The following is a 23,715-nucleotide window of genomic DNA, read 5'->3' as shown; positions in this document are numbered from 1 at the left end:
CCGTCTCCAGGCGATGGAGTGGCGCAATGGGATCAACTTGGGCCGCCGGCGAGGGCGGGCAGGGTGGCAGGCTGACATGGCGAGGCGCCTCCGTTTGGCAGGGGGTGCACCGGCTGGCAGCAGGCTGGCGTGCGGGGCGGGCAGTCGGCTTGCTTTCTGTCTTCTGTCCGCCCGATGCAAGGCCGCAGTCTATATGCGAATGAGTCGCAATAGCAATGGTGAATGAAAGCCCGCGATGCCGAGGCGTGAATACGGCGCCAAGCTCGCTATTGCCAACGGTAGGTCAGCGTGCCGAGGATCTCTCGTCTGTCTCCGGGGTAGCAAGAACCATAGCTGCAATTGACGAGGTGCACCTTGTCGAGGAGGTTGCGCGCGTTGACCGCCAACTCCCACTGTGCGTATCGGTACGCGACCCGGGCATCGAACAGTGTGACGCCAGCCACCCACCGCGTGTTGTCGTAGTCGGGGATCTTGCTGCTGTGGCGAGCGCCGACGCCAATGCTCAATCCGTCAACCATGTCGGACGGCAGGCGCCAGTTCACCCAGGCGCCGAATTTGTGGCGTGGAACGGAGCCGTTCCATTTTCCGACCAGGTCGGGGTCGGTGTCCCGTTTGACGCGAGCATCCGTGTAGCTGTAGCTGGCCGTCAGGTCGATGCCTTTGGGCAGGCTCGCGCTGGCTTCGAGCTCGAGGCCGCGTGAACCGATCTCGCCACGCTGGACGCTGAAGTCGCGATGGTCCGGGTCGGTGGTGGGGACGTTCTGACGCAGGATGTCGAACACCGCCGCCGAGAGCTGCGCGTTGACGCCGACGGGCTCATAGCGAAGGCCAACCTCGTACTGCCGACCTGTCGTCGGCTTGAAGCGCTCACCGGCGTAGTTGACGCCTCCCTGCGGCTGGAACGAAGTCGAGTAGCTGACGTAGGGCGAGATGCCCAGAGGCAGCAGCCAGACGCCACCGATGCGACCGGTGAAAGCGTCGCTCTTCTCGCGCGTTGTGGCCGTCGGGTCGGTCTTGTTGTCGATGCGATGCCAATCCTGGCGGCCACCCACGAGCAGCACGAAGCGCTCATCGAGCTTGGCCTGGTTCTGAACGTAGAGGCCTGTCTGCCGCGTGTCCGCGACGTAGGTCGGCGCCGGCGTGGGCGGGACGAAGCTGCCCACGCCTTGACCCGTTGCCGGATCGTAGGGCGACGCGATGCCGTACCCCAGGAACTCGGCACCCCTGACCAGGCTGAGATCAAGCCCGGCGATGGTGGTGTTCTTCCATTGGCCAAGCGACCACTTGGCCTCCAGGTAGTTGTCGGTCTGCCAGACCTTGCCGTCGTCCTTGATGTGTTGAGCCGCTCTCTCGACGAGGCCGTTGTCCAGCAGATCGTTGGCGAAGTTGATCCGATAGTCCAGGCGTGCCCTGCTGTAGCGTGTGCGGCTGTGCAGCGCCAGGTTCGCGCTGATTCGATGGTCCACCAGGACGCCCGCGGACCACTGGTCCCGGTTGAACCGGTCCCAACCCTTCTCGACGACCGGAATGTAGGCGTTGCCCAGCGGCTCGTAGTACGAGTACGGGTAGGCGTCGCCGTCGATTCGGTCTTGCTGATAGCTGGCCAGCAATGTGATCTCGGTATCGTTTCCGGGCCTGAGCGTCAATGCCGGGGCGAAGTAGCGCTCGGACTTTGTTGCCCCGGGTGTCGGCAGGTCGTACCGCTCTTGCGATGCCACCAGGCGATAGAGAAGCTGACCACTCTGGTCCACCGGGCCCGAGAGGTCGGTTGCGACGCCTAACCGGTTGAGGTCGCCGCCGCGCACTCGGAACTCGTGCTGTGACTCGCGCGTCGGTCGCTTGGTGATGAAATTGACCGCGCCGCCCGGGATGTTGCTGCCGAACAGCACTGATGCCGGGCCGCGCAAGAACTCGACTCGTTCCGCGCCATAAGGATTCAGCTTGGGGATGGCGTAGACCGATCCCGCCTCCTTCAGGCCATCGCGAAAGTTGCTGCCCACGGTCTCGCCGATTCCGCGGGCGATCGACCAGTCGTAGCGATCATCATGGCCGTAGGCAAGCGCCGTGAACCCGGGGGCGTACTCCAGTGACTCGGCCAGGCTGGAGACGCCGCGTTCATCCAGCGAGTCTCGCGTCACCACCGAGATGGCCTGCGGAATCTCCCGGGTCGCGGAGTCGGTCTTGCTGCCCGAACTGCTGCGTGCGGCAACGTACCCTGTCACCGGCGCTGTTGCGGACTCGCGCAAGGCATCTGCCTTGACGCGAACGACGGGGAGCATCGTGTCGTTGGTACTGTTGGGAGCGGGGCTCGTGGTGGAGCTTGTCTGATTGGGCGCGGGCATCGCCCGCAGCGACCACGCCCCGCCCGTGCCGCGCACCGCCTGCAGGCCATGCCCGCGCAACAGTTTCCCAAAAGCTTCGGGCACGGTGTACGCGCCACTGAGGCCGGTGCTGGTCTTGCCGCGCGTCAACGCGGCGTCCACGGCCAGTTCGACACCGGCTGCCGCGGCCAGGCGGTTCAGTGCCTGGTCCAGTGTGCCGGGCGGGATGCTGAAGCTGCGCGCCACTTCTGCTGCGGCAAGCGCTGGCTGTTGCCCGAACGCAGGCGGCGTAGCGGTGCCCGCCAGGCAGCCGAGCGCGAGGCCCAGCATTGCGAAGGGGTGCCGGGCGGGGGCGAAGGCGCGCACCCTGCGCAGCGCTGCCTGGCGGGGCCGGGGTTGTTTCGCGATGTTGTGTCGGTGCTTGGGCATGGTGGGTCTGGCGTCCGAGGTTGCGGGTTTTGATGGCTTCTCATCAAGGTTCCCGAACGAGGACGCGAAACCCTCAACGGATGGGCGTGCGCGCCATCGGGGGCGCGTCAACGATGAACTGCTGCTCCTGGCGCGTTGGCGCCTGTTGAAGTGCGCGCCCGGCATGGATGTGCCGCGTGACACAAACGCAGTCAAGTCAGGGCAGCGGCTGCACCGTCACCCACCAGCGCGTGCGCCGCACCACCTCCACCGGCAGCGCCAGCGTCAGGTTGGCCAGCGCCCGGTCGGTGTCGCGCAGCGGGAACACGCCGCTGACCCGCAGCTCGGCCACTCGGGCGTCACAGCGCAGCACGCCTTGGCGGTAGCGGCCCAACTCGGCCAGCAGGTCGGCCAGGCGCATGCGCTCGGCCATCAGGGTTCCCTGGGTCCAGGCGGCAGCGTCGTCGAGCGCGTAGTGTTCGCCCACGCTTTGCATCGATAAAGATGCTTGTTGACCCGCGTCCAGCCGAGCCACGTTGCCTTGTGTCCCGATGGGCGCCAGTTCGACGGCGCCGTGCAGCACCGCAACGTGGGACACATCCCCCTCCTGCCGGACCGTGAAGCGCGTGCCCAGCGCGCGCACCAAGCCCTGCCGCGTCTGCACGACAAAGGGCCGGTGGCGGGCGGCAGGGTCGTGTGCCGTGGTCACGTGGACGCGGCCGGCGAGCAGGCGGACACGGCGTTCGTCGGCCGAGAAGTACAGATCGATGGCGCTGGCCGTGTCCAGGGTCACCTGGGTGCCGTCGGGCAGTTGGATGTCGCGGACCTCGCCCGTGCCCGTGCGATGCGCCGCGAACGCCGACCGCAGCGCACCCGGCTCGCCGATGACGTGGTAGCCGTACCCCGTGGCGACGGTGGCGACGAAGAGGCCCAGGCCTTGCAGGGCGCGGCGACGGTTGGGCTGCCGTGCGCCGCGCCCGGGGTCCAGGATCGTGCTGCGCACCGCCGCCGGCGAGGCTGCCGCGATGTGGCCGTCCAGGCGCGCATGGCTCGCGTGCAAGGCCTGCCAGGCCCGCTCGTGTTCAGGCTGCTGGGCGCGCCATGCGGCGCAGGCGGACCGGTCCTGGTCGGTCGCTTGTTCGGACCAGAGCCGGGCCATCCACGTGGCGGCCTGGGCCAGCGCCAGCGTATCGCCGTCGTCGGCGGGCTGCGCCTTCATTGGGCGCTCACCGCCAGGTGGCAGGCGAGCAGCGCTGTGGCGATGTACTTCTCCACCGACGAGACCGAGACGCCGAGCTGCGCTGCGATCTGTGCGTAGGTCAGCCCGTCGAGCTTGCACAGCAGGAAGGCCTGACGCGCCTTGGCAGGCAGGCGATCGAGCAGGCTGTCGATCGCCATCAAGGCCTCGACCACGATGGCGCGCGTTTCCGGCGAGGGCGCCTGCGCCTCGGGTTGGTGGGCCACGGCGCCGAGATAGGCCGCTTCGATGCGGCGCCGGCGCACCAGATCCACCACCAGGCCGTTGGCCACCTGGGTCAGAAACTGGCGGGATTGCTGCGGCTGCGGCAGCCGGCCCGAACTGATCACGCGCACATAGGTGTCGTGGGCCAGGTCGGCGGCATCGGCGGCGTTGCCCAGGCGCTTGCGCAGCCAGCCACGCAACCAGCCATGGTGATGGCGGTACAGCGTGGCCGGATCCTGTGGAGCATCGGCCTCATTGGCGAGAAGAGCGGCGAGGGCAGGCGGTGCCATGAGCAAAACGACGCGCGCGACCAAATGCAAGTGAGAAGTAGTTGCATCGATTCTATCGGTGCTCGTTTCCTGTGGCTCGGGATAAGATGCGAACGAGTCGTATTCGATATTTGTGCGCCAGCCCTTCGGCGGCGCCCAGGATGGGATTTTTTCGTGTCCGCCACCGAGTCAGTCTTTCAACAGCATGTGCAGTCGCTCTATAGCGACCATCACGGCTGGCTGCACTCCTGGCTGCGCAGGAAGCTGGGCTGCACGCACCAGGCGGCCGACCTGGCGCACGACACCTTCGTGCGCCTGCTGGCCAAGCGCGAGGCGCTGGCGCTGGACGACCTCCGCGAGCCCCGCGCCTACCTGACCACGGTGGCCAGGGGCCTGGTGTTCAACCACCACCGGCGCCAGAAGCTGGAGCAAGCCTGGGGTGAAACGCTGTCAGCCCTGCCTGAGGCTATGGCGCCTTCGGCCGAGACGCGCGCCATCCTGCTCGAAACCCTGGTCGAGATAGCCCGCCTGCTCGACACCCTGAAACCGAAGGTCCGGGAGGCCTTCCTGCTCTCGCAGCTTGACGGCCTGACCTACCAGCAGATCGGCGAGCGGCTGGGCGTGGGCGAGCGCATGGTCAAGAAATACATGGCGCAGGCCATGCTGTGTTGCCTGCAGGCTGGCGACGGCCCGCAAGGCGGCGCTGCCGGTGCCCAGACCGATGGCCGCTGAGAGCGCGGCCCACGACAACGAGCCTGCCCTGCTGCGCGCGGCGGCCGAATGGTTTGCCCTGCTGCATGATGAAGACGCCAGCGATGCCGACCGTGCGCGGTGGCGCGAGTGGCTCGCCGCCGACGCCGCGCACGCCCGTGTCTGGGAGCGGGTCAGGGCCATCAGTCAGCCCTTTGCCGACGCGGCCGAGGCAGCACCTGCGCAGGCGCTACGCGACACCCTCACCAGGGCACAGGATGCCGGGCGCCGCCGGGCGCTGCGCCTGCTGAGCCTGGGTGGCCTGGTTGCCGGCGTGGGCCTGCTGGCGCGCCAGGCCCTGCCATGGCCAGGCTGGCTGCATGAGCTTGCCATGGCCCGTGCCGACCACCGTACCGCCGCCGGCGAACAGCGGCACCTGAGCCTGCCGGACGGCACGCGGCTGGCCCTCAACACCGCCACTGCGGTGGACGTGGACTTCGGGCGCGCGCTGCGGCGCATCGTGCTGCATGACGGCGAGATCCTGGTCGAGACTGCGCCCGACACGCAGTCGCCCGCACGGGCGCTGGTGGTCGACACCGCGTTCGCCCGGCTCACGGCCTTGGGCACCCGCTTTGCGGTGCGCGGCAACGCAGGCGGCGGCCACGTCGCCGTGTTCCAGGGCAGCGTGCGCGTTGCGCTCAGCGGTGGGGTCAGCGGTGTAGAGAGCGGTGTGGACAGCCTGGAGGTGCCCGCCGGGCGGCAAGCCCGGTTTTCTGCCGATGGCATCACAGCCGACGGCCACGCCGACACGGCGCGCGAGGCCTGGTCGCGCGGGCAACTGGTGGCCGACGACGTGCCGCTGGCGGCCTTCGTGGCCGAGCTGTCGCGCTACACCACCGTGCCCATCACCATCAGCCCAGCCGCCGCGCCATTGCGCCTGGTCGGTGTCTACCCCATCGCCAACCCCGGCCGCGACGTTCCCCTGGTACTGGCTGCGCTGGAGAGTGCCTTGCCGGTGCGGGTGCAGCGCACACCGGCAGGGGGTGTGCACATCGGTTTGCGCTGACGGCAGGTGGCGCTGCCACTTTTCATGGGCGGGAACGGCCGCACCAGTTCCCCTTTTGCGCGGCAGCGGGGCAAACCGGATGAAGACCTCACAACCTCATCCGGAGCCCAACACCGTGCAGAACCATCACCGATCAAGCACTCCCTCCCGCAGCCCATCCCGCACTCCCTCCCGCAGCCCATCCCGCATCGCATCCCCCCGGCCGAGCCTGCTGGCGCTGGCCATCCGCACCGCCATGGTGGCGCTGCCTGTGCTGGCAGTCAGCGTTGAGCCGTCCACGGCGCAGGCGCAAGCCGCTGCGCAGGCGCCGGTGCCGGCCCTGCACGAGTTCGACATCCCGGCCGGCGCGCTTTCCACCGCCTTGACCCGTGCTGCGTCGGCAGCGGGCGCGCCCTTGACGGCAGACGCCGCACTCACCGCCGGCAAGAGCGCCCCCGCGCTCAAAGGCCGCATGACGCTGCGTGAAGCGCTGGCGCAACTGCTGGCCGGCAGCGGGCTGGCGGCCATGCGGCAGGACAACGGCGGCTGGCTGCTGGTGAGGCGCCTGCCACCGGCGCCATTAACAGCGCCGCGCGCGGCCGACGAGACGGTGTTGCCGGTGGTGAGGGTGAAGGCAGGCGTCGAGCGCGAGACCGCGACCGGGCCGGTGGTTGGGTATGTGGCTCGGCGCAGCGCGACCGGCACGAAAACCGATACCAGTCTGCTCGACACGCCCCAGTCCGTGACCGTGGTGACCAAGGATCTGATCACTGACACAGGCGCCGTCAGCATGCAGGACGCCTTGAGCTACGCTGCGGGCGTGCTTTCTACCCCCTACGGCGTGGACACACGGACGGACTGGATGCGCGTGCGCGGCGCGGACCCCACAGTCTTCCTGGACGGCTTGCGCCATGCCTTTGGCACTCGAAGCGCACGCGCCGATCCCTACACCCTGGAGCGCCTTGAGGTTCTTCGCGGACCTGCTGGCACGCTCTATGGAGCGGGCACGGTGGCAGGGGTTGTGAACATGGTGAGCAAAAAGCCGCTGTTCGAAACGCAGCGGGAAGTGGCTGTGCAGTACGGCAGCTTCAACCGGCGCCAACTGCAGATGGACCTCACCGGAGCCATCGGCCAAGACGGCATCCTGGCTTATCGCCTGGTTGCCGTGGTGCGCCAGGCCGACACCCAGGTGGACCACGTGCCGGACAACCGCACTCTCCTCGCGCCATCCATCACCTGGCGGCCCGACGCGTCGACCTCTCTGACGCTGTTGGGTCTCTACCAGGACGACAAGAGCGGCGTCACCTCGCAATTCTTTCCCTGGGAAGGAACAGTGCTCGAAAATCCAAACGGCCGCCTGTCGAACAGCCTGTTCATTGGAGAACCGACGGATTACTACGATAGCCAGCGCAGAACCATTGGCTGGCAACTCGAACACAAGTTCGGATCGGAATGGTCGCTGCGCCAGAACTTCCGCATCGCGAACAACGAGAACGACACCGTCTACCACTTCGCTGACTTCTACGGCAATGGAACCACTGCAGGCCCCGGAGGCTGGAGCATCGATCCCGTCAACAAGCGCATGCTGCGCCGCTACTGGTGGAGTGGCCTGACGAAGCAACGGGTCACGGCCGTCGACACCCATGTGGAAGGGTCTGTGAGCACGGGCGGGCTGCAGCACCAACTGCTCTTTGGCACGGACTACACAGGCAAGCGTGAACGAAGCGCGAGCACCTACGGATCCAGCACCATTGACGCCTACGCGCCCGTGTATGGCACGCCCGTGGCAGGGGTCCGCAAGGCAAATCCGATGACCAAGGAGCACCAGCTCGGCTTCTACGCCCAAGACCAGATCAAGATGGCGGCCTGGACGGTGCTGGCAGGGCTGCGCCATGACCGCGTAGAGTCCTCCGCGCAAGGAGGGCCCACGGATGAATCGTCGGCCACCACCAAGCGGCTGGCGGTCATGCACGGCTTCGATTCGGGATGGACTCCCTATTTGAGCTACGCCGAGTCGTTCACGCCGCAGTCGTCCATCAATGGCAGGATCTTCAAGCCGCTTTCAGGCATGCAATGGGAAGCTGGTGTCAAGTACGCACCTGCCGGCGGCACATTTGCACTGAATGCCGCCATCTTCGACCTGAAGGAAAAGAACAGGATCAGCGAAACCCGCGTGGACGAGTACGAGCAATTGGGCAAGATCAAGAACCGCGGCGTAGAGTTGGAAGCGAGGAGCAGCATTGGCCGGGATCTCGATTTGATTGCCAATTACAACTACGTGAAGATCGACTCGCAACTTGACGGGCAACCTCGCCAGCAAGCGAGCGTATGGGCGAGATACCGATTCGGTATGGCCGGCCTGACTGGATTCTCGGCTGGCGCAGGCTTGCGCTATTTCAACTCCTTCCACGATACGGCCAATGGCGGTGTCAGCCCCCAAGTCTCGTCCGTCGCCCTTGTCGACCTGGTGTTCGCCTATGACATTGAGCGCTGGCGTTATGCCCTCAACATCAACAATGCCGGCGACAGGTATTACGTCAGTTCATGCATGACCCGGGGCGACTGCTTTCTCGGTGCACGGCGCAACGTGGTGGCCAGTGCGACGTACCGCTTCTGACGCGGCGGTGAGTGCGTGGCCGCTGCGATAAGATGCGAACAGTTCCCATTCGCGCAAAAGGTGCCGAGCACCCGCGCCGACCCTGGTGTGAGGTTCCTCCGTGTTCGCTGCCGATCCAGCCGTCCGACAGCAGGTGGGGTCGCTCTACAGCGACCACCACCGCTGGCTGCATGGCTGGCTGCGCCGCAAGCTGGGCTGCACGCACCAGGCGGCGGATCTGGCGCACGACACCTTCGTTCGCATCCTGGCCCGGCGCGATGACGCAGGCATCGAGGCTATCCGCGAGCCCCGCGCCTACCTGAGCACCATCGCCCAGGGTCTGCTGTCCAACCACTACCGGCGCCAGAAGCTGGAGCTGGCCTGGGCCGAGGCGCTGGCGGCCTTGCCTGAGCCGATGGCGCCGTCGCCCGAGACGCGCGCCATCCTGCTCGAAACCCTGGTCGAGATCGACCGCCTGCTCGACACGCTGCCGGCCGCCGTGCGCGAAGCCTTTCTGCTGTCCCAGCTCGACGGCCTGCCGCAGGCCGAGATCGCGCTGCGGCTGGGGGTCTCCGTGCCGACGGTCAAGCGCTACGTGGCGCGTGCGCTGGTGTTGTGCTGCTTTGCCGATGAGGCATAGCCCGCCGGTCCCTGGGGGAACCATCCCGCCCGATGTGCGGCAACGCGCTGCGGAGTGGTTGGTCGAATTGCAGGCCGACACGGCCGACGATGCGACGCAGGTGCGCCTGCGCGAGTGGCGGGCCGCGCACCCTGACCATGAGCGCGCGTGGCAGCATGTCGAAGCCTTTGGCCTGCGCCTGCAGGCCATGCCGGCCGATCTGGCGCGCGCCGCATTGGCCGCATCGGGCGAGACCCACCCGCCACGGCGCCGCCAGGCCATCAAGACGCTGGCGCTGATGCTGTTTGCGGGTGGCTCGGCCTGGGCGCTGCGCGAGGCCACCCCCTGGCCCGAGTGGGTGGCCGACGAGCGCACCGGCCCGGGCGAGCGGCGCAGCCTGGCGTTGGCTGACGGCACCCGGGTGGATCTGAACGCCGGCACGGCGCTCGACGTGCGCTACGGGGCGCACGAGCGGCTGCTGCGCCTGGTGCAAGGCGAGATCCTGGTGACCACTGCACACGAGCCCGGCCCGTTGGCCACCGTCGGCCGGGTTGCGCGGCCCTTCGTCGTCGAAACGGCGAACGGCCGCATCCAGGCCCTGGGCACCCGGTTCGCGGTGCGCAGGCTGGCCGGGGGCGGTGATCCGGATGCCAGCCTGGTCAGCGTGTACGAGGGGGCGGTGTCCATCCTCCCGCGAAGCCCATCCGGCGCAAATGGGCTGGCGCCCGAAGCCGGCCACCTGCTGCGTGCCGGCGAATCGGCCCGCTTCAGGATCGACTCTGTGCTCGGCGCCGGCCAGGCCGACCCCGCCGCCACAGCCTGGACCCAGGGCATGATCGTCGCGCAAGACATGCCGCTGGCCGACTTTGCCGCCGAGGTCAACCGCCAGGCCGAGCCGGGTGGCGCCGGCCGCTGGGTGTGCGAGCCCGCCGTGGCCGCGCTCCGGGTCACCGGCACCTATCCGCTGGCCGACCGCGACAAGCTGCTGAACATGCTGCAAACCGCCTTGCCCATCCGCGCCCAAGTGCAGCGGCGCTGGTGGGGTGGGGCAGTGGTGGTGCTGGTGAGGCGCTCATCATGATGAACAAGGGCCATGTCACCTTGCGCTTTGAATCGCGGCTGCCGGTGCCGCAGAGCCTGCTGTGGCAATGGATCACGTCGGTCGAAGGCATTCGCGCCGAGCTGTGGCCGCTGATGCGCATGACGCTGCCGCGCGGCGTCCGGTCGCTCGCCGACCTGCCGGCGACACCGGGGGTTCCGCTGTTCCGCAGCTGGATCCTGCTGGCGGGCGTGCTGCCCATCGACCATTCCGACCTGACCCTGCAGGAGATCAACCCCGGCCACGGCTTCGTCGAACAGTCCGCCATGGGCTCGATGGCCCTGTGGCGCCATGAGCGCCGCATCGTGGTCGACGCAGGGGGCCCGGGGACCGTGCTGCTGGTGGACGAACTGAACTTCCGGCCCCGCTTGGCCAGGCGCCTGGTGGCCTGGTTTGTTCACCGGTTGTTCGAGCACCGGCATGCGGTGCTGCGGGCCCGGGCTGCGCGGTATCGCGGACCGACCTGATCCACCCGATTCTCCAGGAGTTGCCGGGCGCGCATTTCCGGAAATCGGCCCCCCATGGCTGATCCCTTTTGCGATCTCGCGGGGCAATGAAGACAAGCGAGCCGTCTTCACGCCAACGCGAGAGAGCTCCCCCATGCCCCAACCCACCCGACCGCGTCTGGCCCCGAATCCACGGCCGCGTGCGCCGCAGCGCCTGCCCCTGTCGCTTGACTCGGCGGCGCAACTCGGTATGGGCGTTCGGTGGATTGCTGGTGTCCGCGCTTCGGATGCAGGCTGTCAGGTTCGCAGGTGCCAGAGCAAGTCTTGGCAAACACCCTACCGCTCCCAGTTCCACACCAGTTTCACCGCCGCCACCGTGTGCAGGCTGGCCGCGTCGGTAGGCCGCGGGTGCACGCGGTCCAGGGCCAGCAGCAGGTCGCGGCCCGGCGCCAGCGTCCAGCGCGCGCGCAGGCTCAGGCCCCACTGGTCGGATACGTTGTCGTGTTGCAGCAGCAGGCTTTGGCTGCTGAGCGTGGAACTGGCGTGGTCCAGGCGCAGCGACAGATTGCGCACCGTGAAGTGGCCGCCGGCAATGCCCTGGTCGGCCCGGGCCGGCAGATGGATGTCGTTGACGGTGCCGCCCAGGGTCCAGCCCCAGTGCGGGCTGGGCTTCCAGTTCACGGTCGCTTCCAGGTCGTGCCGTTGGCCGCCGTAGAAGCCGCCAGAGCGCAGGTAGCCATCGACCGACCACTCGCGCGCGGGCGAGGTGCCGGCCATCAGCAGGGCATAGTGAGAGCGATGCTCACCGGCAGCCAGCGTCAGCCCGGGCAGCAGCGCGTAGGGGCCGGACAGCCGGTCTTGCTCGAAGCTGATCTGCGGGCGCAGGTAGTCGCCGGCCGCATTGCCCCACTTCCACACCGGCGACAGCAGCCCACTGCGCTCGCTGCCGTCCAGCCGGCGGCGGGCGCTCCACTCGACGCGGGCAACGCGGTCGCCGCCGTCGTCGCTCTTGTGCCACCAGCCTACGGCGCCTGAACCGCGCTCCACACCCGTCTCGCTGACAAAGCCCAGCGCGGGCTCGAAGTTGGCATCGATGCGCTGCCAGCTGGCGTCGCTGAAGAAGCCCAGGTTCGGGAAGCTGTAGCTCGCGCCCACCGCCTGCCCGCTGCCGATGGCTGCGTTGCGGGATTGCAGGGCCCAGACGAAGGCATTGAGGCTGCGGCCGTCGCCTACGTCGTTGCTGCGGAACTGGTAGTCCAGCCCGCTCAAGCTGCTGCCGCGCAGGCCGTCGGGGTGGCCTTGCGTCGCAATGGCGCCCACGCGGTGCGCCTGCCCCAGCGAGGTGGCGGCACGCAGCACGCCCACGCGGGCGGCGCGGTCCTGGCCGTCGCCTGTTTCCACCTGCGCCGCGAAGGCGCCGAACTCCACCGGGCCCGCGCTGCCACCGAGCTTCAGGCCGGCGTCAAGGTTCAGCGCCTGGCCCTGAGCGCCCAGGCCGACGCGGCGCGAGAAGAAGGGCAGCAGGCTGGTGTCGCCGTTGTCCAGCCCGCCGAAGGCGAAGCGTGCGGCGTCCTGGTTGAAGAAGGCGCGCTTCTCGGGCTTGAAGAGGTTGAAGCGCGTGAGGTTGACCACGCGGTCATCGACCTCGGCGTCGGCGAAGTCGGCGTTCAGTGTCAGCGCGGCGGTGACGCCGGGGCTGACCTGGTAAAGCGCATCCAGGCCCGGCTCGATGCGCGAGCGCCGGGCCGCGCCACTGCCGCCCTGCTGTTGCGCTACCCAGCGCAGCGTGGGCCGCAGGCGCAGGCCCCAGCCGCTGCGCTCGGGCTGCACACCGGCCAACGGGCCGGCATCGGCCAGCGAGGTGACGGCCTTGTCGCCGGCGGCGCCGTGCAGGCGCATCAGCTCGCTGCCGTTGGCCGCCCAGCGTTCTGCGTTGATGCGCCAGGCGCGGCCGTCGGCCGGCACGGCCAGCGCCGCCAAGGAAATGGCCAGTTCGGCCGTCCAGCCTTCGCCGTCGATGGCCGCCGCAGCGTCCCAGACGGCATCCCACTCGTAGCGCGCCTCCAGGCCGTCGTAGACCAGGCCGTCGCGCTGCGCGCCCAGCGCATTGACCATGAACACGAAGCCGTGGCGGGCCCCGCCTTGCGGGTCGAGCACCAGGGTGAAGTGGTCATCACCCTCGATGGCCTCGGCATCGCGGCGCAGCGTGCGCGCGGCGATGGCTTGCGGCGCTGAATCGTAGGCACGCAGGGCCACGTAGAGCATGCGCCCGTCGTGCGCCAGCCGCAGCTCGGTGCGGCGCGTCGGTGGGGTGCCGGCCAGCGGCTGGGCCTGGGTGAAGGTCTCGATGGCCGGCACCTCGCGCCAAAGGGCGTCGTCCAGCCGGCCGTCGATGCGGGGCGGGGCGGCGACGCGAACGGCCTGAACGGGGGACGGTTCGCCGGCATGCAGCGGCCCACTCCACAGCAGCAGGCCAGTCGCGGCCCCCAGGCCAATCAAGCGCAGCGGTCGCACGACTCCTCGAGTACGAGCCGGCTTCAACAGTGTGCCGATACCGTCACGGGTACCCAAGCCGCGAGCAGTCAGCGGCTGCGCTTCGTCGCACTGCCGCCGCACACCGATCTGCACCGCCGTCAGAACTGCGCCCTCACCGTGACCGACAGATTGCGCGCCTCGCCGACATTGCCCGCAGACCAGCCGCCGCTGGCCCAGTACTTCTGGTTGAAGACGTTGTTCAGGTTGGCAAACAGCGTCAAGTCCTGGCCCTGCATTCTGAAGTCGTAGCTCAATCCGGCATTGGCCACGGTGCGGGCGGGCACGCTGAGCAGGTTGTTGTCGCTCACGTAGGTGGCGCCGAAGTAGCGAACGCTGCCGTGCACTTTGAGGCCTGCGATGCCGGGCACCCTGTATTGCGCATTTCCAATGACCTGCCACTTTGGCGCATTGGCGGGCGTGTTGCCTGCCAGAGCGGCGTTGTCGACCGACACCTTGTCAATGGATGCATCGAGATAGATCGCGCCCAGGCCCAGGTTCAAGTTCCGGGTGGCCTGATAGGCGCCCGACAGTTCCAGGCCTTGGTACAAGACCTGGCCGTCTTGCGTGAGATAGCGGTCGCTGCCCCTGAGCACATCCATCTGGTTGGCGCGCTGGATGCGGAAAACGGCAGCGCTGTAGTCGATGGCGCCCGACTGGTGTTTGACGCCGACCTCCGACTGCTTGGAGACGGTGGCGCCGAGCAACTCGCCGGCGTTGGCATACGTGCCCCCAACACGCGAGCCGGCCTCCAGGCCCTCGACATAGCTGCCGTAGAGACTGGTTTGCGCATCGGGCTTGTAAATCAGCGCCAGGGTCGGGCTGGCCTTGCGGGTTTGATAGCGTGAATCGACACTGGGGTCGCCATCCAGGTCCTTCATGTCGTAGTGGGTGAAACGCAGGCCGGCAATGGCCTGCCAGTGTTGGCCCAAGTGCACGGTGTCGCTGAGAAAGGCGTACGACTGGCGGGTGTCGGCGCTGACCGGCGTCAGCGAGAAGTCCGGCGTGCGCGTGGTCACGAAGGTCTGCGTCACCTGGAGGTTGCCGTTGAAGTCATTCTCCCAGTACCACTCGTTGCCCCACTTGTCCGTGCTGCGCTGCAGGCCCAGCCCGCCGACGAGTTCATGCTTCATGCCGCCGACCGACACCGTGCCCTGCAGCATCGCCTGAGTGAAAGTGGTGTCGAGCTGCCCGGCAAAGTTGTACATCGCCCCGCTGTAGTCACCTTCCTTGTCCAGCAGGTTGGCAAAGGCCTTGTTCGAGCGATGGTCCTTGCGCGAGAAGCCGACCTGGGCCTTCAGGCTCCATTGATCGTCGATGCGCCATTCAACGCCTGTGGCGGCCAACAAGGTCTGGGTCTTGTAGTACGCGTTGTCGACGTTGATCTTGTCGTAGTCGTAGGTCACCTGCGGCAACTGACCGCCGCTGCCCGCGACGTCGTAGCTGTCGAAGTAGAACTGGAGCGGTTCGCCAGTGGTCTTGCTATCTTCATAGACCAGCGTGGACTGCCATTTCAGTGCGGCGCCGAACTGCTTGTCCACGGCCACCGACGCCACCGTGCGGTTGATTTTGCTGGTGTTGTAGGCCGTGCCCTGCTCGGTGGCCAGGTTGGCCCGCACGCCGAGCTCGTCCCCGAAGTTGTGGCTGGTGTCCACCTGGGCAGAGAGCAGCCGCGGGTTGCTGTAGCCCACGGTCACCGAGGTCTCCGGCGTCTTGGTCGGACGCTTCAGTTTGTAGCTCAGCGCGCCGCCGGGGTCGCCAAAGCCGTACATGAAGCCGGTCAGCCCCTTGAGCGCCGTGACGCTCTCGACGACCTCGGTGGGGAAATCGCCTCCCCAGTACAGCAGCACCGGGATGTCGTCGATGTAGTTGTTGCGAACCCCCAGCCCGCGGATCTGCGTCCCCCACCAGTCGGTGGACCGCGATGAGGTCGGGGTGTAGACCGAAGGGTCGCTGAAGAAGATCTGGCCGATGGACTTGGCGCCCCGCTCCAGCATCTGTTCACTGTCAACGACGGTGACGGAGAACGGCGTGTCGAGAACGGATTTGGTGCCCAGAGCGCCGTTTGCACTCTGCTTGGTCAGATAGCTCAGTGAAGAGTCTTGAGACGTTGCCTTGGCGGTGGCTTTGATCGTTGGCAGCGTGACCTCATCCGCGTTGGCGGCAACGGGCGCCGGCTCGATCACGAGCGTCTTGCCGTCAACCCGCCCGCGCAGGCCCGTGCCCTGCAGCAGCCGGTCCACCGCGCCTTGCAGGCTGGCGGTGGAAGGCACGGCACGGCCGGTCTTGCCTTTGGCGAGGCTGTCGGCGGCCACCAGTTGCAGCCCGGCCTGGCGTGCCAGGCGGGCGAGCGCTTCGTCGAGCGGCAGGGCCGGCAGCTCGAAGGCGGCGGCGGCAACGCCTGTGGCGGGCTGGGCGAGCGACGGAGTCGGCGCCTGCAGGGCCAGCGCCATCAAAGCGGCGCAGGCCGCGGCGGAGGTGGCGCTGCGGCGGTGGGTGCGGGCGGCATGGCGCCGTGTGGACGGGTGCGGGTGCGGGTGCATGGGCGGTTCTTCCTGTGAGGTCTGTGGGGTATGCGAAGGCGTGCGAACGGATGGCCCCAACGGACGATCCGGACGTGCTCACAAGGCTGAACACCTGAACGCGACGATTCCCTCACGCGAAGTCGCGGCGGGCCGATTCGTTCAGCGCGGGCCGCGTGCGCGTGGCGCCGGCCCGATCACCACGCCGCCATCGGCCGCGACGCCCACGCGCACCGGCAGCGACGTTGGCAACAGCCGCAGCCAGGCCAGGGCGTCGGCGATGTGCACCCGGCCCAGCACCGGCAGTCCGGCCACCGCCTCGTCAACGTGGATAGTCTGCGCGTGGTAGCGCGCCAGCCGGCGCGCGGCCGTCGCCAGCGGCGTGCCGCGGAAATCCAGCCAGCCGTCGCGCCAGGGTGCCACGTCGTCATCCGTGGCGGCGTCCGTGCGACGGAACACGCGGGCGCTGCCGTCGGCCTCGATGCGCCAGCGGTCGCCGTCGTGCAGGTCCACAGCCTGTGCCGATGCCAGGCCCTGGACGCGGACGTGTCCCCGCTCCACCGCCACGGCGAGCGCGGCGGTGCGCCCATCGTTGCCGTCTTCCAGCTCGACGCTGAAGTGCGTGCCCAGCACCGTGACTCGCGCCATTTCCGTCTCGACGATGAATGGGCGCTCGGCATCGCGTGCCACGGCGAAAAAGGCACTGCCGGCCAGCAGGCGCACCGTGCGGCGCGTGGCGCCGAACACCACCTCGGCGCGGCTGGCGGCGTCGAGCACCAGGCGGCTGCCGTCGGGCAGCGGCTGGCTCAGGCGCCGGCCGCGCGGCGTGGTCAGCGCCAGCTCGTATTGGGCCGCCAGTTCGCGCCACAACTGCCAGGCGCACCAGGTGGCGCCCGTGCCGACGCCGATGCCAGCCAGCCCCAGCAGGCCGGCCAGGGCTTTGCGCCGGCCGCGCAGCGGCGTGGTGGCCGGTGGGTCGCCGCGCCAGCGCAGCATGGCGGCGTGCACGGCGTCCATCGCGGCCGTCACCTCGCGCTCAACCGTCTTGATCGAGATGCCATGCTGCGTGGCAATGGCGGCATGGCCTTCACCATCCAGCCGATGCGCCAGAAAGATGTCGCGCCGGCGCGGCGGCAGCTCATGCAAGGCCTGCTCGACGGCGGCCACGGCTTGCCTCAGCGCATGGGTGCGTGCCACGTCGCCGGCCGCTGCCGCGGCCGATGCGTCGGCGTGACCGGGCTGCACGAACCAGCGGGCGCCGCGCGCTTGGTGCCGGTGCAGGTTGGCCGCCAGGTGCGCGGCCACCGTGTACATGTAGGCACGTGGGTCGTGTGGCGGCATCGAGTCGCCCGGCGCTGGTGCTGCATCGGGCGGCGCCGGCCGGTTGTCGTGTTCGGAGACACCTTGGTACTGGCTGCCTTCGACCAGGCGCAGCCAGGTGTCGTGCGTCAGCTCACGGGCCGTCTCGGCGCAACCCGTGCGCCGTGTCAGGAAGCGAAGCAGGCCGCAGTAGTGGTCGGGAAACGCTGCCAGCGCAGCGTCGGCGGCCGGAGCGGGCGGCATGGCGATCCCTTGTTGTTGAGAATGAGTCGAAGGCGCACTGCAGTTGAGGCAATTGCCGGCGCCCGGGCCGGTCAGGCGCCGGTATGCACCCAGGCCACCAGCGGCACCAGCAACCGGGGTCGCCAGGCCAGCGTGAACGCGACGGTCAGCGCCGCGGCCGTCAGCGTCAACACCCACACCAGCGAGGCCATCGACGCGTGGTCGGCGCGCAGGCACAGCAGCAGCGATGCCAGTACAGCCAGCGTGCCCAGCGCGCGCAGCAAACGCACCGTGCCGGCGGGCAAGCTCGTGTCCGCGCGGACCTGCTGCCAGTGCGACTCCATCGCCAGTGCCACCCAGGCCCAGCCGAGCACGCAGCTCAGGTAGGCCGCGAGCAGCAGCAGGGGCTTCATCGTGGCGGTTTCAACCATGGGCGGCTTTCGTGGCCACGGCGGCACCCGCCAGGGGCAAAGCGCCCGATGTCGTGGCCTCGTCGTGCTCTGCTTCTTCGGCGCGCTGTGGCTGACCCTGCCCGCTCTCGCGTCGGCGCAAGTGCCGTGCGGCCAGCGTGGCCAGCGCCGCCGTGGCGAGCAGGCTCAGGTCCATGCCGGCCACCGGCCAATTACCCTGGCCCAGCGTGTGCAGCAGGTGGTGGCCGGTGCTGGCCCAGTTCAGCAGCACCGCCAGCACGGCCAGCGCCGCCACAGCCCAGCACTGTTCACGCCAGGCGGGCGCGATGCGTGCCGCGCGCACCGGCGCCGTGCGCCACAGCGCATGCGCCAGCGCGACGAGCCAGGCGCCCCAGAAGCAGGCCTCTTCCCAGTCGCCGCGCGCGGGCAGGTCGGCCGGCAGCAGGCGGTTGGCCACCAGGATCGCCAGCGTCGCCACCAGCATGCCGGTGACGGTGGCCACGGCCAGCGCGTCCACCACGCGGCTGCCCTGCAGGCCGGCCTTGGCATGCTGCTTTTTGCGCTTCTCGACAAAGAAGATGAAGCCGGTGGCGATGCACACGCAGCCGATCAGGCCGCCCAGCACGTAGAACCAGCGCAGCAGCCAGTGCTCGAAGTGCTGCAGGTGCAGGCCGGTCAGGAATTCGTTGATGCTGCCCACCGCGGTGCGCGGCGGGTCTTCGCGCAGCAGCTCGCCGGTGGCGGCCTTGAAGTGCACGCCGTAGCCCACCAGGGCCACGCTGTCGCTGCCGGCGCGGTAGATGCTGACGTAGCCATTGCTGTCGCCCACGTGGTTGACGGTGAGGAAGCCCACCTCGCCGGGCATGTCGCGTGCGGCCCAGCGGCGCTTGGCCTCGGCCACCATCGCGTCCACCGAGGCCATGGGCGCGGCCACGCCGGCCGCCTTGTGCGGCAGCCCGGTGCGGGCTGATTCCTGAACCTCGTGCGCCTGGGCCAGTGGACGCAGCATGGTTTCGGACACCGGCAGGTAGATGCCGGAGAAGATCACCAGCCCGGTGAAGGCGAAGAAAAAGTGGAAGGGCAGGGCCACCACGCCGGTCAGGTTGTGCAGGTCCAGCGTGCTGCGCTGGGTACTCTTCTTGGGCCGGAAAGTGAAGAACTCGCGAAAGATCTTGCGGTGCATCACCACACCGCTGACCAGGGCCGCCAGCATCACCAGCGCGGCCAGGCCGACGATCCAGTAGCCCAGGTCCTTCCAGTGCAGGTGCAGGCTGTAGTGCATCGGGTAGAAGAAGTCGCTGCCGATCTTCAGCTTGTCCGAGGGCAGGGTGGCGCCGCTGCGCGGGTCGATGGTGATGTCGCCACCGATGTGGTTGTGGCCATCGGGGTCTTTGGGATTTGGCACGCCAAAGTCGGCGCCCATGCGCAGAACCGGGTCGCGATGGGTCGTGTACGCCCAGTATTCTTCGGCCTTCAGGCTGGCGCGCGGTGGCATCGGGCCTTGGGCCAGCACCGCCGGGTCCATCAACAGCTTCAGCGCGTCTTCATAGCCCTTCTCGTTGGGTTGAAGCTTGGCGAAGATCGGCAGCAGCAGCTTGTCGAACGACGGCATGGGTTGCGGATCAAAGCGCGTCTCCGGAATCGCCCAGCGGTCGATCTCGCGGTCGAACACCGACAGCGAGCCGAAAAAGAAGCAGGCCATCAGCACATAGCCCAGCACCAGGCCGAACCAGGTGTGCAGCCAGGCCATCGAGAGGCGGAAGTTCTGGAACATCGGGGTCTCCGGCAGTCGTCGGCAGGTGTTCAGACCAGGCTGCGTTGCAGCAGCCAAGCCGCGCCGGTCATCAGCAACGCACCGCCGCCGAGCACCGCCCACACGCGCGCCATGCTCGCAGCGGCAAAGGTCCAGCAGAAGGCGGTCAGGAAGACCAGGAAGGCCAGCAGCATCACAGCCGTGCGCGCTTCGTCGTAGGGCTGGCCCAGCGCCACCAGGCCGGTGATGCCCAGCGTGGAAAAGCCCCAGACGAAAGCCCAGCCGCCGAGCAGGCTGGCGGCAATGCGGCTGGTGATGTGTGTGGCGGTCACGGGAGTCTCTTGGTGGAAATGATGGGCCTGCGGCGTCGCGCGCAGATGATGCGAATGGTTCCCAATCGCAGTATACGGGCAAGCCCGGATGGAGGCGAGGTAAGGGCGGGTCGGGCCGGGGCGGGCCTCCGTGCTTGCCAGCACTGGCGGAGATAGATTGACTCGCGGCGACGATTGATATATCTTTTTGCTATACATCAACCGACCCTGGAGTCCTCGCATGGAGACCGCCAAAATCTTCTGGTCCGGCCGCTCGCAGGCCGTGCGGCTGCCCAAGGACTTTCGCATCGAAGGCAGCGAAGTTCGCATCCGCCGCCACGGTGCTGCCGTGATCCTGGAACCCATCGCTCACGACTGGGCTTGGCTGGACGCCTTGGCTGGCCCGCTGGATGCCGACTTCCAGCAAGCGGCCCGTGAGCAGCCCGCCGCGCAAGAGCGGCCCGAACTCGGCGCGCTGTTCGACTGAGCGTCCGCCGCATGCGCTACCTGCTCGACGCCAACGCGGTCATCGCCGCGCTCAATGAGCCGGCCGGCCTGGTGTCTGTGCGGTTGCGCGCCCTGGTCCCGGCAGACGTGGGCGTGAGCGCCGTCGTCATGCATGAGCTGTACTTCGGCGCCTACAAGAGCCAGCGGCGCGAACGCAACATGGCCCTCGTGGATGCGCTGCGCTTCGAGGTGCTGCCGCTGGACACCGAAGACGCCCGCCACGCGGGTGAGATCCGCGCTTGGCTGGCGGCACAAGGCACGCCCATCGGCGCCTACGACCTGCTGATTGCCGGGCAGGCCCGCGCCCGTGGGCTGGTGCTGGTCACGCGCAACCTGCGCGAGTTCGAGCGCGTGCCTGGCCTGGTTTCCGAGAACTGGCACGAGGCACCAGCGCCCTGAACTCACAGCGAGCCTGCGTGCGCCGTCAACGCGTGCGCATGTAGACCACGAACAACGTCTGCGACAGCGCCTTCAGCCGCCGCCTGTGCGCGACGATCTCGTGGTGCCTGCCCTGGCGCTCGAGGCGCAGCAAGGCGGCCACCAGGCCGTAGCCATCGGCCGGTGCGCAGTCCGCGGGCGCATCGGCCGGGGCCAGCGTTGCCAGCAGGCCGGGTTGATCGACCAGCGCCCAGGCCGGCAACCAGGCCCAGTCGTCGGTGGCAGGGTCGAAATCGCTCTCGAAGCCGCTTGCCAGCCTGTCCAGGCGCGGGTCGGCGAGTTGCGGGATCAACGCCGCGGCGCGCGTTGGCGCCAGCCACAGCGCCTCGGCCAGCAGCGGCCAGGCGCCGGTGGGCCCGTCCATGCGGCCCAACCGCCAGTGCGCGTGCACCACCCACAGCAGGGGCAGCGGGATGCGCCGCCAGGATTCGATGGCCACCGCGGCTTCGGCCGCCGCGGCCCAATCGCCCGCGCGCAGGTACAGCGGCGCGGCGTGTGCGTCGGCGTGGCTGGTGTGCCAAGGCACCGTGTGTGCCCGGTCGGCGAGCCAGCGCCATTGCGCGGCGAGCCAGGCCCGCGCTGCCTGCGCGCCCAGCAGGGCGTGGGCGGCTCCATCGATCTCGCCTTCGAGCTCACCGCGCCACGCCAACACCTGCGCCGCGTCGAAGCGCGCCTGCGCGCCCTGCTGCGTCTCGATGTGCGCGACCAGGCGCTGCGCCGGCGGCAGCACCGGGTCGTCGCCGAACTCGCTGCGCAGCGCGGCCGTGGCTGCACGCGCGGCGTCGGAGTCGCAACGCTCGACGGCGCCTGCCAGGTCGTTGCGCAGCGCCACGTCGCGGGCGTCTTCGAAGATGTCGAGCTGTCGGTGTTCCATCGCGGTGGTGGCTTCACGATTCGCCATCGGGCGCGGCGTGCTTGCGCCGGCTCGTCCAGTGCGGCGCCACGCCGCAAGCGGCGCACCACTGCCGCGCCAGCCGCTCCAGCGCCGCGTGCTCGAAGGCGAACCAGGCCTCGCGTTGCGCGAGGTGGCGCGCCAGTTCGTCCTTGAAGTGCCGGAAGGGCTTGCGCTGCGCGAGCGCACGGCCCAGGCGCCGCGCCAGCGCGGCATCGCCGAGCTGTTCAACGAAGTCCTCCATGATGCGGAAAGACTGCCACGAATCGATCGCATCGATGCGCACGAAGCGTTGATCATCGCGCGGGTCTTCGGCCATCGAATCGAGGTCGCCGGGGTCGGCGACGAACACCACCTCGCCGGTGTCGAGGTTCAGCCAGTGGCTGCTGCCCTGGTAGTCGTCGTGCCAGGTCAAGGCGAAGGCCAGGTCGTCCAGGTCGATGGTCAGCGGCCGCAAGGCCGCATCGTCGGCGGGTGGCCCGGCCGTGTTCACGGCGCGATGCCCAGCGCGTCCCACAGGAAGCGGTACGACACGGCGCGGCGGCCCTGCGCCGCGGCCTGGTGTGCCTCGCCGGCTTCGTACTCGCGCAGCAGGCCCTTGACACGTTCAAGCCCGCTGGGCGTGGCGATGGCCTGGCGCGGAGTCTGGTCGGCCAGGGCCGGGATCGGCTCGTCGCACCAGTGGGCGTAGTGCCGGTGCATCACCTGCTCGATGGCCTGGGCCAACACCTCGGGCGGCAGGTCAGGCGCGGCCGACCCCGCGCCGAGGCCAGGGTCTGGACGGCCGATGACCGACGTGGGGTCGACGATCTCCCGGGTGAGGTGCCGCACCGCCCCTGCGGTCACGCGCTCGAACCACGCGCGCCCGCTGTCGGCCAGGCCCTGCGTGCGGTAGAAGACCGAGATGCGGTCGGCCGCCTGGCCCGGGTTGATGGCCGCCAGGCTGCGCATGGCGCCACCGCCGATGTCGGTGCCGCGCACCCAGCCGTGCTCGGCGTCGCCGCTCACGTCGGCTTCCTTCGCCAGCGCTGCGGCCAGCGCCGCAGCGTCAAGCACGCGGTAGTGGTCGGTGACCAGCAGCATGGGCTCGCCAGTGCCCGCGTCGCGCAACTGCGGGCGCGGCGCCGGGGCGAGCCACTGCGCCAGCCAGCAGCGGGCGATCTCGCGCTCGGCCAGATCACGCTGGTTGTCCTGGTGCAGCGCCAGCGCCGCCGAGCCTTCGAGTGCGTCGCGCACGGCCGCCAGCGCAGCCGGTTCGTGCAGTTTGGTGAACGGGTAGATCGCACCCGACAGCTCCAGGTGTTCGTGCGGCGGCTCGCCCACCGCCATGACACGCGCGCCCATCAGCATGCCCGGCGTCGCGCTGCGGCTGCCGCTGATCTCACGCACCTCGAGCGGGGGCACGTCGGCGTCGAACTCGTCCACCAGCGTCAGCCCGGCGCCGGGCCGCACGCCGGTCACGCGGTACAGGCGCAGCGGGCGTTCGCGAAGCTGCGCGATCCAGCGCTGCTGGCCCGGTGTGAGGTAAGGCCCGTCGCGGCCGATCAGGTAGGCGTTGATGTCGCGCAGCCCGCCGCGCGCGTGGATCTCGCCGCGCGCGATCAGCCACTCGCCGACGTTGATCGACAGCATGGTGATGCCGTCGTCGTCGAGCGCGTTTTCGGCACCGGCGTCATCTGGGCGCCAGAGGTCGAACAGCTCGCCGAAGGCGTTGCGCCAGCCCTTGCGGTGGCGATCCTCCAGCCAACGGATGCAGATGCGGGCCGCGTCTTCATGGTCGCGCGGGCGAAGTGGGTGGATGGTGGGAGAGGGCATGCAGAGGCGGCGGGGTGGCCTTGAGAGTCACGACATCG

20 protein-coding genes are annotated in these 23,715 nt (G+C 68.8%); 8 read left to right on the top strand and 12 right to left on the bottom strand.

Annotation, left to right across the window (positions count from 1 at the left end; genetic code table 11):
• Positions 1–266 precede the first annotated feature (266 nt).
• From U5O44_RS06565 to U5O44_RS06555, 3 genes are all read right to left on the bottom strand, one after another.
• Positions 267–2,750: a TonB-dependent siderophore receptor gene (locus U5O44_RS06565; protein ID WP_322587656.1), complete on the bottom strand. Its 2,484-nt coding sequence runs from the start codon at positions 2,748–2,750 to the stop codon at positions 267–269.
• Between the two features lie 196 nt (positions 2,751–2,946).
• Positions 2,947–3,948: a FecR domain-containing protein gene (locus tag U5O44_RS06560; protein ID WP_322587655.1), complete on the bottom strand. Its 1,002-nt coding sequence runs from the start codon at positions 3,946–3,948 to the stop codon at positions 2,947–2,949.
• On the bottom strand, positions 3,945–4,481 hold the full coding sequence (locus tag U5O44_RS06555; protein ID WP_322587654.1) for a sigma-70 family RNA polymerase sigma factor: 537 nt from the start codon (positions 4,479–4,481) through the stop codon (positions 3,945–3,947). The genes U5O44_RS06560 and U5O44_RS06555 overlap by 4 nt, the downstream gene beginning before the upstream one ends.
• 153 nt (positions 4,482–4,634) lie before the next feature.
• Here U5O44_RS06555 and U5O44_RS06550 point away from each other — a divergent pair, with 153 nt between their 5' ends.
• The 6 genes from U5O44_RS06550 (at position 4,635) to U5O44_RS06525 (ending at position 10,976) form a co-directional block, all read left to right on the top strand.
• Positions 4,635–5,192 carry a sigma-70 family RNA polymerase sigma factor gene (locus tag U5O44_RS06550; protein ID WP_322587653.1) on the top strand — a complete coding sequence of 186 codons (558 nt, stop codon included), beginning with the start codon at positions 4,635–4,637 and terminating at the stop codon, positions 5,190–5,192.
• A complete protein-coding gene (locus U5O44_RS06545; protein WP_322587652.1) occupies positions 5,182–6,216 on the top strand; it encodes a FecR domain-containing protein in 1,035 nt (344 codons plus the stop codon). The genes U5O44_RS06550 and U5O44_RS06545 overlap by 11 nt, the downstream gene beginning before the upstream one ends.
• Before the next feature lie 235 nt (positions 6,217–6,451).
• Positions 6,452–8,812, top strand: coding sequence for a TonB-dependent siderophore receptor (locus U5O44_RS06540; RefSeq protein WP_322587651.1), 2,361 nt, complete (start codon positions 6,452–6,454; stop codon positions 8,810–8,812).
• Between the two features lie 100 nt (positions 8,813–8,912).
• Positions 8,913–9,431 carry a sigma-70 family RNA polymerase sigma factor gene (locus U5O44_RS06535; RefSeq protein WP_322587650.1) on the top strand — a complete coding sequence of 173 codons (519 nt, stop codon included), beginning with the start codon at positions 8,913–8,915 and terminating at the stop codon, positions 9,429–9,431.
• 34 nt (positions 9,432–9,465) lie between these two features.
• Complete coding sequence (locus tag U5O44_RS06530; protein ID WP_322587649.1) at positions 9,466–10,491, top strand: FecR family protein; 1,026 nt, start codon at positions 9,466–9,468, stop codon at positions 10,489–10,491.
• Positions 10,491–10,976, top strand: coding sequence for a hypothetical protein (locus U5O44_RS06525; RefSeq protein WP_322587648.1), 486 nt, complete (start codon positions 10,491–10,493; stop codon positions 10,974–10,976). The genes U5O44_RS06530 and U5O44_RS06525 overlap by 1 nt, the downstream gene beginning before the upstream one ends.
• A 315-nt stretch (positions 10,977–11,291) precedes the next feature.
• Here U5O44_RS06525 and U5O44_RS06520 read toward each other — a convergent pair whose 3' ends face one another.
• From U5O44_RS06520 to U5O44_RS06495, 6 genes are all read right to left on the bottom strand, one after another.
• The gene (locus tag U5O44_RS06520) at positions 11,292–13,469 is read right to left on the bottom strand and encodes a carbohydrate binding family 9 domain-containing protein (RefSeq protein WP_322587647.1); all 2,178 of its coding nucleotides are present in this window, start codon (positions 13,467–13,469) and stop codon (positions 11,292–11,294) included.
• 119 nt (positions 13,470–13,588) lie between these two features.
• Positions 13,589–16,030 (bottom strand): TonB-dependent siderophore receptor, encoded by a 2,442-nt coding sequence (locus U5O44_RS06515; RefSeq protein ID WP_322587646.1) that lies wholly within the window; start codon positions 16,028–16,030, stop codon positions 13,589–13,591.
• Positions 16,031–16,171: 141 nt separating this feature from the next.
• Positions 16,172–17,572 (bottom strand): FecR domain-containing protein, encoded by a 1,401-nt coding sequence (locus U5O44_RS06510; protein ID WP_322587645.1) that lies wholly within the window; start codon positions 17,570–17,572, stop codon positions 16,172–16,174.
• Positions 17,573–17,643: 71 nt separating this feature from the next.
• A complete protein-coding gene (locus tag U5O44_RS06505; RefSeq protein ID WP_322587644.1) occupies positions 17,644–17,982 on the bottom strand; it encodes a DUF3325 domain-containing protein in 339 nt (112 codons plus the stop codon).
• The gene (locus tag U5O44_RS06500; RefSeq protein WP_322587643.1) at positions 17,975–19,735 is read right to left on the bottom strand and encodes a PepSY-associated TM helix domain-containing protein; all 1,761 of its coding nucleotides are present in this window, start codon (positions 19,733–19,735) and stop codon (positions 17,975–17,977) included. Before U5O44_RS06500 ends, U5O44_RS06505 begins: the two co-directional genes overlap by 8 nt.
• Positions 19,736–19,764: 29 nt before the next feature.
• Entirely contained in the window at positions 19,765–20,046 is a 282-nt protein-coding gene (locus U5O44_RS06495; protein ID WP_322587642.1) for an iron uptake protein, read from the bottom strand.
• Positions 20,047–20,266: 220 nt separating this feature from the next.
• On the opposite strand from U5O44_RS06495, the gene U5O44_RS06490 reads away from it, so the two are divergent.
• Together U5O44_RS06490 and U5O44_RS06485 are read left to right on the top strand one after the other, a co-directional pair.
• The gene (locus tag U5O44_RS06490) at positions 20,267–20,512 is read left to right on the top strand and encodes an antitoxin (RefSeq protein WP_322587641.1); all 246 of its coding nucleotides are present in this window, start codon (positions 20,267–20,269) and stop codon (positions 20,510–20,512) included.
• A gap of 11 nt (positions 20,513–20,523) precedes the next feature.
• A complete protein-coding gene (locus U5O44_RS06485; RefSeq protein ID WP_322587640.1) occupies positions 20,524–20,931 on the top strand; it encodes a type II toxin-antitoxin system VapC family toxin in 408 nt (135 codons plus the stop codon).
• A gap of 25 nt (positions 20,932–20,956) precedes the next feature.
• Here the strand turns inward: U5O44_RS06485 and U5O44_RS06480 are convergent, their stop codons facing one another.
• Genes U5O44_RS06480 through U5O44_RS06470 form a run of 3 tightly spaced genes read right to left on the bottom strand, consistent with a single transcriptional unit; the run spans position 20,957 to position 23,677 of the window.
• A complete protein-coding gene (locus U5O44_RS06480; RefSeq protein ID WP_322587639.1) occupies positions 20,957–21,871 on the bottom strand; it encodes a hypothetical protein in 915 nt (304 codons plus the stop codon).
• Positions 21,858–22,355 (bottom strand): UPF0158 family protein, encoded by a 498-nt coding sequence (locus U5O44_RS06475; protein WP_322587638.1) that lies wholly within the window; start codon positions 22,353–22,355, stop codon positions 21,858–21,860. Before U5O44_RS06475 ends, U5O44_RS06480 begins: the two co-directional genes overlap by 14 nt.
• Positions 22,352–23,677 (bottom strand): hypothetical protein, encoded by a 1,326-nt coding sequence (locus U5O44_RS06470; RefSeq protein WP_322587637.1) that lies wholly within the window; start codon positions 23,675–23,677, stop codon positions 22,352–22,354. The genes U5O44_RS06475 and U5O44_RS06470 overlap by 4 nt, the downstream gene beginning before the upstream one ends.
• Positions 23,678–23,715: the final 38 nt, after the last annotated feature.

Origin of the sequence: Sphaerotilus sp. (assembly GCF_034519685.1) — a bacterium.
In the GTDB taxonomy this organism is placed as follows: domain Bacteria; phylum Pseudomonadota; class Gammaproteobacteria; order Burkholderiales; family Burkholderiaceae_C; genus Sphaerotilus.
Note: the sequence above shows the minus strand (reverse complement) of the source record. Positions and strands in the feature narration are given on the sequence as shown.